This is a genomic window from Halomonas sp. E19 (assembly GCF_052439355.1).
GTDB lineage: Bacteria > Pseudomonadota > Gammaproteobacteria > Pseudomonadales > Halomonadaceae > Halomonas.
The window spans coordinates 3,016,681-3,030,470 of record NZ_JBNFWU010000001.1; the positions used below are offsets into that span (position 1 = coordinate 3,016,681).

Here is a 13,790-nt window from a genome sequence, read left to right on the forward strand (position 1 = left end):
GTGCGACCGAAAATCAGCCGATGTGCTTCTTGCGGTTGAACACGTTGAACTTGCCGGTCGGCGTGTTCAGGTTCTCGATGACGGCCTTCACTTCGAGGGTCTTGTCGTCGTAGACCACGATGGCGCCATCGTCCTGGTGGCCGCGGCCACGAGCCCAGATGGAAACCCACACCTCGGTACCGGTCTGGTCGTATTCCATGTGCACGGCCACTGCATCATGCTCGACGGGACGGTCGGCAACATGAATCGGAGTCAGCTCGCGGGTCTCCTTGTTCATGACCATGACCCACTGGTTGACGTCGGCCTCCGGGTGCATGGCCTGGTCGATCCAGACGTGCGGGGAATCCGGATGGCTGCGCACGAACAGGCCAGGACCGTCGGTCTCGACGCTGCCGCAGATCTCCCACGCCTGGTCCGGATGACCTTCGGGGTCGTTGCCCCAGAATGTCATGCGGCCTTCGCCCAGGTGAGTGGTACCGGCGACGGGGCCACACTCGGGGTCGATCCAGTTGGCGCCCGGGCCCGGGTGCGGGATCTGCCCGGTGTTGAGCATGCCGACGCGCTTGCGGGTTTCGGTATCGACGAACACCATCAGGTTGCTGAAGTTGGCAGCAATCTGGAAGTAGCGGCCGGTCGGATCGAAGAAGCCGTCGTGCAGGAACTCGGCGGTCTCCATCTGCTCGATGCGCAGGTTGTCGATGTCGCTGTAGTCGACCTGCCAGACCTGACCGGTCTCCTTGACGTTGACCAGGAAGCTCGGCGCGTTGGGCGTGTTGTACAGCGCCGCCACGCGAGCCTCGTGGACGTAGTTGCCTTCGGTGTCGTAGCCGCGGGTGGAGACGACTTTCAGCGGCTCCATGGTCTCGGCATCGGCGATCACGAAGTGCGGCGGCCAGTAGGCGCCACCGATGACGTACTTGTCCTTCCACTCGCCGTAGTGGGACACCGCCACGTCGCGGGCGTCGATGCCGATGAACACTTCGGCGGTGACCTGCGGCGGATCCATCCACAGGTCGATCTTGGACAGACGGCCGTCACGGCCCTGGACGTACCAGAAGCGGCCGTCGGAGCTCTCCTTGGCCACGTGCACGGCATAGCCGGTCTCGGCCTCGGTGACGAGCTCCTTGGTGTCGCCGTCGATGATGCCCATGGCGCCACGGTCACGCAGGATGGTGACCATGAAGTTTTCCCAGTTGCGATCGTGCTGGGGCTCGGTCGGCCACTCTTCCTGCGGCACCACGATGCGCCAGGTCTCGCGGATGTCGGACAGCGACATCTCGGGCGGCTCTTGCGGGGTCTGCTGGATGTAACGGGCGATCAGCTCGATCTCCTCGGGATCGAGGATACCGTCGAAGTTGTTCATGCCGCCTTCGGTACCCAGCGAGATGATGCTCTCCAGGCGACGCTGGCCCAGCTCCTGGGTGGTCTGGGGCAGCAGGTTGGGGCCGGTGGCGCCCTTGCGCAGGGTACCGTGGCAGCCCGCACAGCGGGAGAAGTAGATCTGTCCGGCGCGCTCCAGCTCCTCCGCGGACATTTCGGGTGCCGCGGCGTGGGCGGTACCCATCATGGCGGCCAGCGGGAAGCTGAGGGCGAAGATCCCCTTGGTCAATGCTCTCTTATACATAACGTGCCTCGCTTGGTTTCCCCTTCGGGTAATGGCTGGCGGGTGCCTCTGCATGATCTTTTTCTGCGCTGCCAAGGGACCATGGCCAGCCACCCCCACCTGGGGCTAGTAGAGCACCTTTGCCGCGGCTCTCACTTGACCACTGTCAATAGAAGTATTCTGGAGTTGACTTATGTCACAAGAGGGTTCGAGAAAAGTTGGCGGAGCGTAGATAGCATTTAGAAGCGCTCGGCCCGGCCTGGGGCCGGGCGGATATGGAGGCGCGGAGAGGCAGCGACGGCCTTACCGGCAGGGGCTGAACATCCCGACCCCGGCGGGGCTGGCCATGCCGTTGAGCGGGGTAGGCAGCGGCCCGGGGTCGCCGCCGGCATTGGCGAAGCGCCGCAGCGCCGAAACGTCGTCGACCTGAACGCAGTTGCGCTCGCAGCTGACACCCACCTCCTTGAGGCGTGCCATGGCCCGCGAAAAGCTCTCCGGCTTCATGCCCAGGCGTCCGGCGATCAGCAGCTTGTCGCAGGGCAGGCAGACCAGGGCCTGGTCGGCGTCGCAGGGGCACAGCGAGACGATAAAAGCGGCCAGACGCTGATAGGTGGGCTGATTGATCAGCTGATCGAGCTGGCAGACCAGGTAGCGCAGCATGCCGGAGAGGTTGGCCAGCAGGTTGAGCGCCAGGCCGTGATTCTGTTCCAGCGTGGTGAGGAAGTGGTCGGCGGTGAAGATCAGCAGCCGGGCGTCTTCTGCCACCGCCGCGTTCACCGGAAACCCCAGCCGGTCGAACATGGCGGCCTCGGCGAAGGATTCGCCGCGGGTGAACAGCCCCACCATGCATTCGTTGCCGTCGGGGCTCTCGCGGAACAGCTTGATCCAACCGCCCAGCACCACGTAGAAGCGATCCGCCGGCTCGCCCTCGGAGAACAGCAGGGTGCCGCGTCGATAGCTGCGCTCCAGCGCCCCGCTGGTCAGTAGCGCCAGGGTGTCGTCTTCCAGCCCGGCAAACAGGGGGACCTGTCGAACGGCCTGCAGGGCTTCACGACTCAACGGCGATTTCATATCCGCCTCCTCACCTTCAGGTCATATATAGGGTCATCCGTCACGATCCACGCCCACCTGCAGCAGGTTGTTGCGGATCACATCGGCTTCGGGAGAATCTTGCGGCAGCTGGAGCAGCAGGCGCTCCCAGTGCGCTCGGGCGCCGGCGAAGTCGGCCTGGGCATAGGCCAGTGACCCGGCCAGCCACAGCCCCTGGACATGCTCGGGATCGATGGCCAGCGCCTGCTCGATCAGCATCTGGGGCTCGCCGACCAGGGTGCCGAGGCGCTCGGCCATGACATCGGCGTAGCGGGTCAGCAGGTCGGGGTCGCGGTCACCGCCATGCAGCATGGCCTCCTGGTAAGCCCGCTCGGCAGCTTCCAGGTCATCGAGGAAGACCAGCGTGCGACCCAGCAGCACCCAGCTGTCGAGATCGTCGGGCTGCTGCGCCAGGCGCCCTGCAGCTGCTGCGAGAGGCGCTCGAACTCCCGCTGGAGCTGGGCCTCGGTGGCTGCCGGCGGCTGGGCGGCCGCCGCCATGTCGCCCGGCGGCAGCTGGGTGGCGAAGACCTCCTTGGCATGCCCCACCGAGAGGTAGATCCCCAGCGCCATGAACGGCAGCACGGCCAGGCTGACGAAGGCGGCGGCGCCGGCGACACGCCTGGCGCCGGTGCTCTCGAGGCGCGGCTGATCGGGGGCGATGGCGCCGCTGTCGAGCAGCTCGCGTTCGAGGTCGGCCAGGGCGATCTCGTACTGGGCCTGGGTCAAGGTGCCCGTGGCCAGATCCTGAGACAGCTCGCGCACGCGGTCACGGTGCACCCGCAGGTTGACCTCGCGGCGCGATTCACCCTCGTCGCGCTGCGGCTCGCGCAGCAGCGGGTAGAGCACGAAGCCAAGCGCGGCCAGGCACAGCAGCAGCGCGGCGAGGAGAAACAGTCCGTTCATCACGACCTCCAGGTCAGCCGTCTTGGCGGAGCCGCTCCAGCATGGCGCGCTCCTGGGCGGTGAATTCGGGGCGCTGGGCCATGCCGCGCCGGCCGATGACGATGCGCCACCAGGCCAGGCCGCCTACCAGCAGCAGCAGGAAGGGGCTGGCCCACAGCAGGTAGGTATTGGCCTGCAGCGGCGGCCGGTAGCGCACGTAGTCGCCATAGCGCTGGACCATGAAGTCGACGATGGCGTCGGCGCTGTGGCCGGCGAGGGTCATGTCGTAGACGCGGCGGCGCATGTCGGCGGCCAGCTCGGCGTTGGACTCGTGGATGGTCTCGCTCTGGCACACCGTGCAGCGCAGCTCTCTCACCAGGGTGTCGTACTGGCGCTTCTGGGCGTCGCTGGCGAATTCGAGCGGCTGGCCGATGGCCACCGCCATGGCCAGCCCCGCCGGCAGCAGCATCAGCAGTAGCGCGAACAGCAGGCCAGCGCGTCTCACTGGGATAGGTGTCATGACTGGGCCATCCTCTTCTCCTCGCGCTGCCGCTGCTCGGCACGCAGCTTTTCCACCAGCGGCAGCACTTCATCGAGCAATAGCTGACGGCTGAGCGGACCGATGCGCTTGTAGCGAATCACCCCGTCGGCATCCAGCACGTAGGTTTCCGGGGTGGCATAGACGCCCCAGTCGATGCCAGCATCGCCGCGCGGGTCATAGGCAATGGTGCGGTAGGGGTTGCCGCTGACGCCGAGATAGCGCAGCGCCGCGTCGCGCTCGTCGCGGTAGTTGAAGGCGTGAATGGGAATGCCGCCGGCAGCCAGCTCCATCAGCAGCGGCTTCTCGGAGCGGCAGGTGCTGCACCAGGTGGCCCAGACGTTGACCAGCGATACCTCGCCGATGAAGTCCTGTTCGGTGATCAGGCGCTCGGCGTCTTCCAGCGCTTCGAGAGCGAAGGCCGGCGCCGGTTTGCCCACCAGCGGCGACGGCAGGTCGCGGGAGTTCATGCCAAGCCCAATGAACAGCAGCCCGAGCAGCGCCACCGTGGCGGCGAGGGAAGCAGCAGGCGCAGTTTCATCACACGGCCTCCGGCGCGGGGCCGGCCATGCGGCCGGGCTCAGGCTGGGTGCGGGTGGCGCGCCGGTCGGCCAGGCGATAGCGCTTGTCGGCGGCCGCCAGCAGCCCGCCCAGGGCCAGCAGGATGGCACCCGTCCACATCCAGAACATGTAGGGCTTGTAGTAGAGGCGGAAGCTCCAGGCATCGCCCACCAGCCGTTCGCCCAGCGAGACATAGACGTCGCGGGTCGCGGCGCGGTGCAGCGAGGCCTGGTTCATGGGCATATGAGCATGGGTCTCGTAATAGCGGCGCTGCGGCGTCGGCAGGGCCACCGGCCGGCCGTCGCGGGTGACCTCGACCACCGCCTGGTCGGCCTCCCAGTTGGGGCCCTGGACGGTTTCCATGCGCAGCAGGGTGAAGTCGAAGCCGGCCGCGGAGGCGGTCTGGCCCGGCTCCATGCGCACGTCGCGCTCGACCTCGTAGGTGTTGACCATGGCGATGGCCACCACGATCAGCGCCAGCCCCACATGGGCCAGGTGCATGCCGAGGAAGCTCGGCCGCATGACCTTACGCAGCCGCGCGGCCAGAGGTTGGCGCGCCGAGCCCATGCGCTTGTGCATGTCCAGCAGCGCGGTGAGGATGATCCAGGCCGCCAGCATCAGCGACAGCGCGGTCATGGGTCGCCAGGCGCCCAGGGTCAGCGGCCACAGCCCGCCGGCCACGACGCTAACCGCCAGCACCCAGCGCAGCTGGCGGAAGGTCTGCGCGGGGTTGGCCTGCTTCCACATCACCGACGGCCCGAGGCCGATCAGCAGCAGCAGCGGCAGCATCAGCGGGGCGAACACCGCGTCGAAGTAGGGCGGGCCCACCGAGATCTTGCCCAGGCCGAAGGCATCCAGCGCCAGCGGATAGAGGGTGCCGATGAACACCGCGGTGCAGGCCACCGCCAGCAGCACGTTATTGGCCAGCAGCAGCGACTCGCGCGAATACCAGGCAAAGGCGCCGCCGAGCCCAGCCCGTGGCGCGCGCCAGGCGTAGACGGTCAGCGAGCCGAGCAGGGTGAGGGTGAGCATGCCGAGGATGAATACGCCGCGCTCCGGGTCGGTGGCGAAGGCGTGCACCGAGGTGATGACCCCCGAGCGCACGATGAAGGCGCCAAGCACGGTCAGGGCGAAGGTGATGATCGCCAGCATCAGGGTCCATACCTTGAAGCCGCCGCGCTTCTCGCTCACCGCCAGGGAGTGCATCAGCGCGGTGGCAGTGAGCCAGGGAAGGAAGGAGGCGTTTTCGACCGGGTCCCAGAACCACCAGCCACCCCAGCCCAGCTCGTAGTAGGCCCACCAGGAGCCCACCGCGATGCCCAGCGTGAGGAACACCCAGGCCACCGTGGTCCAGGGCGCGACCAGCGCGCCCAGGCGGCGTCGAGCCGCCCGCCGAGCAATGCCGCCATGGCGAAGGCGAAGACCACCGCGGTGCCCACGTAGCCCATGTAGAGCAGCGGCGGATGCAGGATCATGCCCGGGTCCTGCAGCAGCGGGTTCATGCCGCGGCCATCCACGGGGCCCGGCACGATGCGCTCGAAGGGGTTGGAGGTGAACACGGTGAAGGCAATGAATCCCACGCCGACCATGCCCAGCACGGCCAGCACCCGGGCCAGCATCTCGCGCGGCAGCGACTGGCTGAAATAGGCCACAGCGGCGCCCCACGCTCCCAGGGTGAAGACCCACAGCAGCAGCGAGCCCTCGTGCCCGCCCCACACCGCGGTGACCTTGTAGATCATCGGCTGACCGAGGCTGGAGTGACTGGCCACGTAGCGAACGGTGAAGTCGCTGACCACGAAGGCCCAGGTCAGGGCCGCCAGCGAGAGCGCCAGAAAGACGCACTGCCCGGTGGCCAGGAAACGTGCCGTGCGCATCAGGCGAAGGTTGCCCTGCTGCGCCCCCACCAGGGGCAAGACGCTCTGTGCCAGCGCCAGGCATAGCGCCAGGATCAGCGCAAAGTTACCGAGTTCCGCCACCATGGGCTGCCACCTCCTGCCTTCCCCGGCGCGGATCAAGTACCAGGCGCCGGTCGCGAGTCGTTCATGACCGAGGTGCTTGGCTACGTTGGAGGGTAGGGAGAAGCTGCCTCAGCCGACATGTCTGCATGGTCCGGCGAATGCGCTATAAAAGCCATACTCAGTACTTCTTTTCACCGGGGGTTGTGACCCATGTCAAACAAAAAAGCGCCAAGCCCCGCCACGCCCCGGTGAAGGGCGTTTACGACTGACAGCGGCAGCGTCTGGACGTAAGCTAGAAGCCTCGTCCCGTGCACAACAGGAGCTCTCCGTGCTGAAGCGAACCCTACTGACGCTGCTCGTCGCCGGCAGCCTGCCGCTCACCGCCACGGCCGACACCGACCAGGCCGACGTGCTGCTGCACACCAGCCACGGCGTCATCGCCATCGAGCTGTTCCAGGAGCAGGCCCCGAGAGCGTCAACAACTTCCTGACCTACGTGCAGGAAGGCCACTACGACGGCACGATCTTCCACCGCGTGATCGACAACTTCATGATTCAGGGCGGCGGCTTCGACGAGGACTTCCGCCAGAAGCCGACCCGCGCGCCGATCACCAACGAGGCCGACAACCGGCTGAAGAACGAGCGTGGCACCCTGGCCATGGCGCGCACCGGCGATCCCCACTCGGCCACCGCCCAGTTCTTCATCAACGTGTCCGACAACGCGTTCCTCGACCATCAGGGCACCCATTCGGGCCAGGCCTGGGGCTACGCAGTGTTCGGCCGCGTGGTGGACGGCATGGATGTCGTCGACGCCATCAAGCGAGTGCCTACCGGCAACCGCGGCCCGTTCCAGGACGTGCCCCGCGAGCCCGTGGTCATCGAGCGCGCCGAGCTGAAGTGACACGCCCACACGCAGCGAGGCCCCGCCAGTCATGGCGGGGCCTCGTCGTCTCGGCGCGGGGCATCAGCCTCGTCGCGTTCGCGGCAGCAGGAAGCGGCGCACTAGGTACAGCACCAGCACGGCGGTTGCCGCCCCCAGGCTATTGGCCAGGATATCGGCCCAGTCGCCGCCGTGGCGGTCCGGCACCGGGATCTGCAGGTATTCGATGAAGATGCTGAACAGCACCACGGCGATGAAGGTGCGCCGCAAAGGCAACCCAGCCAGGCCGACCAGGCCCGCCAGGCCGGCATAGCCGACGAAGTGGTTGAACTTGTCCCAGGGCAGGTTGTTGGGCATCTCGCTGCCCGGGGTCAGACTTCCCACCGCAATGAATACGGCAGCCAGAACGGCCAGCACCGCCCACAGGCGGTGCCGGTCGTGCCAGCGCTGGAGCCAGCCAATGTCAGGCATTGTGGTGCTGGATGGCACGGTGATAGCGCGGGCTCAGCTCGTGAAGCGCCTCCATGAAGGCGGTGACGTTGTCGGGATCGGTGAACTGGCTGATGCCGTGGCCCAGGTTGAACACATGGCCCGGGCCATTGCCGTAGCTGTCGAGGATCCGGCCCACTTCGGCACGAATGGCCGCCGGACGGGCAAACAGCACGTTGGGGTCGAGGTTGCCCTGCAGCGCCACCTTGTGGCCCACCCGCGCGCGCGCGTCGGAGAGCTCGGTGGTCCAGTCGATGCCCAGCGCATCCGGCCCGGCCAGAGCGATGTCCTCGAGCCACTGGCCACCGTTCTTGGTGAACAGGATCACCGGCACGCGCCTGCCGTCGTGCTCGCGGATCAGGCCGGCAACGATCTGCTCCATGTAGCGCAGCGAGAACTCCAGGTAGGCCGGGGTGGAGAGCGTGCCGCCCCAGGTGTCGAAGATCTGCACCGCCTGGGCGCCGGCACGGATCTGGGCGTTCAGGTAGTCGGTGACCGCGCTGGCCAGGGTGTCGAGCAGGTCGTGCATCACGCTGGGCGTGTCGTAGAGCATGGTCTTCACATGGCGGAAGTCCTTGCTCGAACTGCCCTCGACCATGTAGGTAGCCAGCGTCCAGGGGCTGCCGGAGAAACCGATCAGCGGCACCCGACCGTTGAGCTCGCGGCGAATGGTCGACACCGCCCGCATCACGTAGTCCAGGTCGCGCTCGGCGTCAGGCACCGAGAGCGCCGCCACGTCGGCAGCGGTACGCACCGGCTTCTTGAACTTGGGCCCCTCGCCGGTCTCGAAGTAGAGCCCCAGCCCCATGGCATCGGGGATGGTGAGGATATCGGAGAACAGGATGGCGGCATCGAGCGGATAGCGCTCGAGCGGCTGCAGCGTGACCTCGCAGGCGAGGTCGTGGTTGCGGCATAGGTCCATGAAGTCGCCGGCCTCGGCGCGCGTGGCGCGATACTCCGGCAGATAGCGGCCAGCCTGGCGCATCATCCACACCGGGGTGCGATCCACCGGTTGACGCATCAGGGCACGCAGAAAACGATCGTTCTTGAGATCCATGCAGGCGGTCATCCCCAGGAAATGTCGCCACATTGTAGCGCATCATTTTCCGCGAGGCTTGACCGAGGCCAAGGTCACGCCACCCTTCGACCGTGAGCCAGGCCGGGGATCCTGCTAGAATGTCGGATTCCCTTCGGCATCGCCGTGGTCTTTACCGAGGTACCCCGTGACCATTCGATTTATCGCCGCCTCTCGTCTGCCCACCCCTGGGCCACCTTCACCATGCATGGCTTCGAGGACGAAGCCACCGGGAAGGATCACATCGCCCTCACGCTCGGCGACGTAGCCAGCGCTGAGCCGGTGCTCGGCCGGGTGCATTCGGAGTGCCTGACCGGCGATGCACTGTTCTCCATGCGCTGCGACTGCGGCTATCAGCTGCAGGAAGCGCTCAAGCGCATCGCCGACGAAGGGCGCGGCGTGCTGCTCTACCTGCGCCAGGAAGGGCGCGGCATCGGCCTGCTCAACAAGATCCGCGCCTATCACCTGCAGGATCAGGGCGCCGACACGGTGGAAGCCAACGAGCAGCTCGGCTTCGGCGCCGACCTGCGCCGCTACGATCTGTGCGTGCCGATGCTCGACCACCTGGGAGTACGCAGCCTGCGCCTGATGACCAACAACCCGCGCAAGGTCGACGCCCTGACCCGCGCCGGCGTCACCGTGGCCGAGCGGGTGCCGCTCACCACCGGCCTCAATCCGCACAACGAGCATTACCTCTCGACCAAGGCCGGCAAGCTTGGCCACATGATGGCCCTGGGCGATTTCACCCAGGCCGGCGACGTGGACATTGAACGCAAGCCCTGAGCCAGACCCCGCCAGGGCGGCCCCGGTCGCCCTGCACTCACGCCGGGCGGGCAATGGCATACCTCTTGTGTGGTAGATCTCTTACACGACTTTCTAACCTAGGTTAATTCACGCGCCGGCCCGACGTGGCACCATACATTCATCGGGCAACGGAGAGCCCAGCAAGGAAGACCGAGCGAAGGAACGCTGCAACCCAAGGAAGCTTGAGCAGGATGCTCAAGGTTGGTGAGATACGGAAGCGTCGATGAAAAGCCCGGCCCCAGCGGCCGGGCTTTTTGCGTCACGGCGTTTGTCCAGGCTTGGACTTCACTGCATAGGCCCAGGCAGCCAAGAGGCCTTGCGCCGAGGACGACGGTTACGGTGAGGACGCAAAGGCGCGGATTATCCTCCCGAATGACGGCAATTCGCTGCTTTGCCGCCGCCCGGGTGAGCTATTCTCTTGCGAGAGATGCTTGTGTGTTGCGTTCACTGTGGGTAGGGCTAGTGTGAGTTCGGCTCTAGGTTCGCCAGAATATCGCGTCTCATCGCACCTGCCCCGGCACATGCCGGGGCTTTTCTTTGCTCAGCGGTGATTTCCGGTGGGCACCCTCACCCTTGCTGGCAGACAGCCTTGCCCAACGATGGGGCACTATGCCGACGCCAGCCTGGCGCGAATCGCCGCTTCGATACCGGCAGCATCGAGACCACACTCGGTCAGCAGTTCGGCCGGCTTGCCGTGCTCGACGAAGGTGTCGGGCAGGCCCAGGTGAAGCAGTGCCGCCTGCACGCCCTCGCTGGCCAGCAGCTCACCTACGCCGCTGCCGGCGCCTCCAGCCACCACGTTCTCCTCCAGGGTGACCAGCAGGTCGTGCTCAGCCGCCGCGGCCAGGATCGCCTCGCGATCCAGCGGTTTCACCGAGCGCATGTTGAGATGGGTGGCGTCGAGCGCTTCGGCAACGGCGCCAGCCGGGCCGTTGAGGCTGCCGAACGCGAGCAGCGCCACCCGCTTGCCGGGCTCGGCGCCGCTCTTGCGGCGCCGCTCGGCCTGGCCGATTGCCAGCGGCTCGAGGTGCGCGGGTATCGCCACGCCGGGGCCACTGCCGCGCGGATAGCGCACCGCGGCGGGGCCGGGGTGGAGATAGGCGGCGCTGAGCATGGCGCGGCATTCGGCCTCGTCGGCCGGCGCCAGGATCACCATGCCGGGAACGCAGCGCAGGAAGGAGAGGTCCATGCTGCCGTGGTGAGTGGGGCCGTCCTCGCCCACCAGGCCGGCGCGGTCGATGGCGAAGGTGACATCGAGGTCCTGCACCGCCACGTCGTGGATCAGCTGGTCGTAGCCGCGCTGCAGGAAGGTGGAGTAGATCGCCACCACCGGCTTCATGCCTTCGCAGGCCATGCCGGCGGCCAGCGTCACCGCGTGCTGCTCGGCGATGGCGACGTCGTAGTAGCGCTCGGGATACGCCTTGGAGAAACGGATCAGGTCGGAGCCCTCGCGCATCGCCGGGGTGATGCCGAGCAGGCGCTGGTCCACCGCCGCCATGTCGCACAGCCACTCGCCGAAGACATTGCAGTACTTGGGTTTCTTGCTTGCCGCCACCGCCGGTGCGCGGCTGGGCGCATCGCCATTCTTTTCCAGCTTGGTGATGGCATGGTAGCCGATGGGATCGGCCTCGGCGGGCAGAAAGCCGCGCCCCTTGCGGGTCTTCACGTGCAGGAACTGCGGGCCGTCCAGGTCGCGGATGTTGCGCAGGGTCTGGATCAGGCCCGGCAGATCGTGACCGTCAAGGGGGCCGATGTAGTTGAAGCCCATCTCCTCGAACAGCGTGGCCGGGCTGACCATGCCCTTCATGTGCTCTTCGGTACGCCGCGCCAGCTCCAGCGCCCCCGGCAGGTGCGACAGCACCCGCTTGCCCTCCTCGCGGAAGGCGAGGTACGGCTTGCTGGCAAGGATGCTGGCCAGGTAGCTGGCAATGCCGCCGACGTTCTCGGAGATCGACATCTCGTTGTCGTTGAGCACCACCAGCAGGTTGGCATCCAGGTGACCGGCATGGGCCAGCGCTTCGAAGGCCATGCCGGCGGTCAGCGCGCCGTCGCCGATCACCGCGCACACACGGCGTTTCTCGCCGCGGGCGGCGGCGGCCAGGGCCATGCCCAGCGCGGCGGAGATCGAGGTGCTGGAGTGCCCCACGCCGAAGGTGTCGTAGGCCGATTCGGCGCGGCGCGGGAAGGCGGCCAGGCCGCCATACTGGCGAATGGTGGGCATGGTCTCGCGCCGCCCGGTGAGGATCTTGTGCGGGTAGGCCTGGTGGCCCACGTCCCACACCAGCCGGTCATGCGGGGTTTCCAGCGCATGGTGCAGCGCCACGGTGAGTTCCACCACGCCCAGGCCGGCGCCGAAATGACCGCCGCTGCGCCCCACGCTGTAGAGCAGGTAGGCGCGCAGTTCATCGGCCACCTGCCGCAGCTGGGCGGTGGTCATGGCGCGCAGCGCTGCCGGGGTATCGAGCGTATCGAGCAGCGGCGTCACCGGGCGTTGGCCGGGGATTTCGTCATAAAGCTTCATGTGCGATTCGGTCGTCCAGGCTGTGTGCCATGTGGCTAGTGGTCACGCTCGATCATGTAGCGGGCCAGCGCGGCCAGCGGCGACCCCGCCTCTCCCAGCGGCGCCAGCGCCGCCAGCGCTTCGTCGGTCAGCTCGTGGGCCCGCGCCATCGCACCATCCAGTCCCAGCAGCGCGGGGTAGGTAGGCTTGTCGCGGGCGGCGTCGGCGCCGGAGGCCTTGCCAAGGGTATGGGTGTCGCCGATCACGTCGAGCACGTCGTCATGGATCTGGAAGGCCAGGCCCAGCGCCCGGGCATAGGTGTCCAGCGCCGCGACGCGGGGTCGTGCTCCTCCACGGCCGTCAACGCCCCCAAGCGCACGGCCGCGCGAATCAGCGCGCCGGTCTTGTGGGCGTGCATGTTGGCCAGGGCCTCGACGTCCGGATGGCCGCCGACGGCGGCCAGGTCCAGCGCCTGGCCCCCACCATGCCCTCGCGCCCGGCCGCCTGGGCCAGGGTCAGCATCAGGGCCGGCAGGCGCGGGTGCGAGGCACGTGCCAGCACCTCGAAGGCGAGCGTCTGCAGCGCATCACCGGCGAGGATCGCGGTGGCTTCGTCATAGGCGCGGTGCACGGTGGGCTGGCCGCGGCGCAGGTCGTCGTCGTCCATGGCCGGCAGGTCGTCGTGCACCAGCGAGTAGGCGTGGATCAGCTCGATGGCCGCCGCCGGGGCATCGAGCGCTTCGGCGCGAGCACCCAGGGCACGCCCGGCGAGGTAGACCAGCACCGGGCGCAACCGCTTGCCGCCGACCAGCAGGGCATGGCGCATGGCCGCCTCGAGCCGGGGCACGGGCGCCTGCGAGGCATCGAACAGCCGCGCCAGGAAGGCGTCGACGCGCGCACGATCGGCGGCCAGTCCGGCCGCATAGGCGTCACTGCTCACTGTCACCCTCCGCTGTGGGTGGTGCGAAAGGCGCGAAATCGCCCTGGCCGTCGGTGCGCTCGACCAGCGTACGCACGCGTAGCTCGGCTTCGTCCAGGCGACGCTGGGCCTGGCGCGTCAGCCGCACGCCCTGCTCGAAGGCATCGAGCGAGCCTTCCAGCGTCAGCTCGCCGGACTCCAGCTGCTCCACCAGCCGCTCCAGCCGCTCGACGGTGGCGGCAAAATCGCCCTCAGTCTCCTCCCCGGCTGGGGATGCCGCCAACGCTTGCTTGTCACGCTTTACCATCCGACCTCAGCTCGTCGCGCTCGTGAATGAATGGGAGGCACAGTATACACGCTCTGCCTGGCGGGGCGTCTGCCCCGGCGGTGAGCAACGTGCATCGCGCTCATCTTCGCGGCGCAGCAATTTCATCTTCGTGGGCGGCGGCTGTGGTACCCTATGCGCCCTGTTCCCGCCGGGATAGGGGAAGG

General features: G+C 67.4%; 11 protein-coding genes and 4 pseudogenes. 2 read left to right on the top strand and 13 right to left on the bottom strand.

All coding sequences use genetic code 11. The annotated features are described in order from the left end of the window. Window positions 1-13: 13 nt before the first annotated feature. The 8 genes and pseudogenes from ACUDAL_RS15710 to ccsA all read right to left on the bottom strand — a co-directional run. Entirely contained in the window at window positions 14-1,624 is a 1,611-nt protein-coding gene (locus tag ACUDAL_RS15710) for a cytochrome D1 domain-containing protein (RefSeq protein ID WP_444678782.1), read from the bottom strand. 282 nt (window positions 1,625-1,906) lie between these two features. Next, window positions 1,907-2,674 (bottom strand): Crp/Fnr family transcriptional regulator, encoded by a 768-nt coding sequence (locus ACUDAL_RS15715; protein ID WP_444678783.1) that lies wholly within the window; start codon window positions 2,672-2,674, stop codon window positions 1,907-1,909. Window positions 2,675-2,707: 33 nt separating this feature from the next. Then, a complete protein-coding gene (locus tag ACUDAL_RS15720) occupies window positions 2,708-3,073 on the bottom strand; it encodes a tetratricopeptide repeat protein (RefSeq protein ID WP_444678784.1) in 366 nt (121 codons plus the stop codon). Beyond that, the gene (ccmI, locus tag ACUDAL_RS15725; protein WP_444678785.1) at window positions 2,968-3,597 is read right to left on the bottom strand and encodes a c-type cytochrome biogenesis protein CcmI; all 630 of its coding nucleotides are present in this window, start codon (window positions 3,595-3,597) and stop codon (window positions 2,968-2,970) included. The genes ACUDAL_RS15720 and ccmI overlap by 106 nt, the downstream gene beginning before the upstream one ends. A gap of 13 nt (window positions 3,598-3,610) precedes the next feature. Then, window positions 3,611-4,096, bottom strand: a complete 486-nt coding sequence (locus tag ACUDAL_RS15730) for a cytochrome c-type biogenesis protein (RefSeq protein WP_444678786.1) — start codon at window positions 4,094-4,096, stop codon at window positions 3,611-3,613. Then, window positions 4,093-4,620, bottom strand: coding sequence for a DsbE family thiol:disulfide interchange protein (locus tag ACUDAL_RS15735; RefSeq protein ID WP_444678787.1), 528 nt, complete (start codon window positions 4,618-4,620; stop codon window positions 4,093-4,095). The genes ACUDAL_RS15730 and ACUDAL_RS15735 overlap by 4 nt, the downstream gene beginning before the upstream one ends. Before the next feature lie 34 nt (window positions 4,621-4,654). Beyond that, the gene (locus ACUDAL_RS15740; RefSeq protein WP_444679411.1) at window positions 4,655-5,827 is read right to left on the bottom strand and encodes a cytochrome c-type biogenesis CcmF C-terminal domain-containing protein; all 1,173 of its coding nucleotides are present in this window, start codon (window positions 5,825-5,827) and stop codon (window positions 4,655-4,657) included. Window positions 5,828-5,830: 3 nt separating this feature from the next. Beyond that, window positions 5,831-6,654 (bottom strand): annotated as a pseudogene (gene ccsA, locus ACUDAL_RS15745) (cytochrome c biogenesis protein CcsA); the annotation flags it as partial. A gap of 349 nt (window positions 6,655-7,003) precedes the next feature. On the opposite strand from ccsA, the pseudogene ACUDAL_RS15750 reads away from it, so the two are divergent. Then, window positions 7,004-7,533, top strand: a pseudogene (locus ACUDAL_RS15750) (peptidylprolyl isomerase). A gap of 63 nt (window positions 7,534-7,596) precedes the next feature. On the opposite strand, the gene ACUDAL_RS15755 reads toward ACUDAL_RS15750, so the two are convergent. Next, window positions 7,597-7,983 carry a VanZ family protein gene (locus ACUDAL_RS15755; RefSeq protein ID WP_444678788.1) on the bottom strand — a complete coding sequence of 129 codons (387 nt, stop codon included), beginning with the start codon at window positions 7,981-7,983 and terminating at the stop codon, window positions 7,597-7,599. Further along, window positions 7,976-9,058: a uroporphyrinogen decarboxylase gene (gene hemE, locus ACUDAL_RS15760; RefSeq protein WP_444679412.1), complete on the bottom strand. Its 1,083-nt coding sequence runs from the start codon at window positions 9,056-9,058 to the stop codon at window positions 7,976-7,978. The genes ACUDAL_RS15755 and hemE overlap by 8 nt, the downstream gene beginning before the upstream one ends. Window positions 9,059-9,224: 166 nt before the next feature. Between hemE and ribA the strand changes: the two are divergent. After that, window positions 9,225-9,859, top strand: a pseudogene (gene ribA / locus ACUDAL_RS15765) (GTP cyclohydrolase II). A 628-nt stretch (window positions 9,860-10,487) separates the two neighbouring features. On the opposite strand, the gene dxs reads toward ribA, so the two are convergent. From dxs to xseB, 3 genes and pseudogenes are all read right to left on the bottom strand, one after another. After that, window positions 10,488-12,401: a 1-deoxy-D-xylulose-5-phosphate synthase gene (gene dxs / locus ACUDAL_RS15770; RefSeq protein ID WP_444678789.1), complete on the bottom strand. Its 1,914-nt coding sequence runs from the start codon at window positions 12,399-12,401 to the stop codon at window positions 10,488-10,490. Window positions 12,402-12,436: 35 nt separating this feature from the next. After that, window positions 12,437-13,325 (bottom strand): annotated as a pseudogene (gene ispA / locus ACUDAL_RS15775) ((2E,6E)-farnesyl diphosphate synthase). Then, window positions 13,309-13,605 (bottom strand): exodeoxyribonuclease VII small subunit, encoded by a 297-nt coding sequence (gene xseB, locus ACUDAL_RS15780; protein ID WP_444678790.1) that lies wholly within the window; start codon window positions 13,603-13,605, stop codon window positions 13,309-13,311. Before xseB ends, ispA begins: the two are co-directional and overlap by 17 nt. Window positions 13,606-13,790 lie beyond the last annotated feature (185 nt).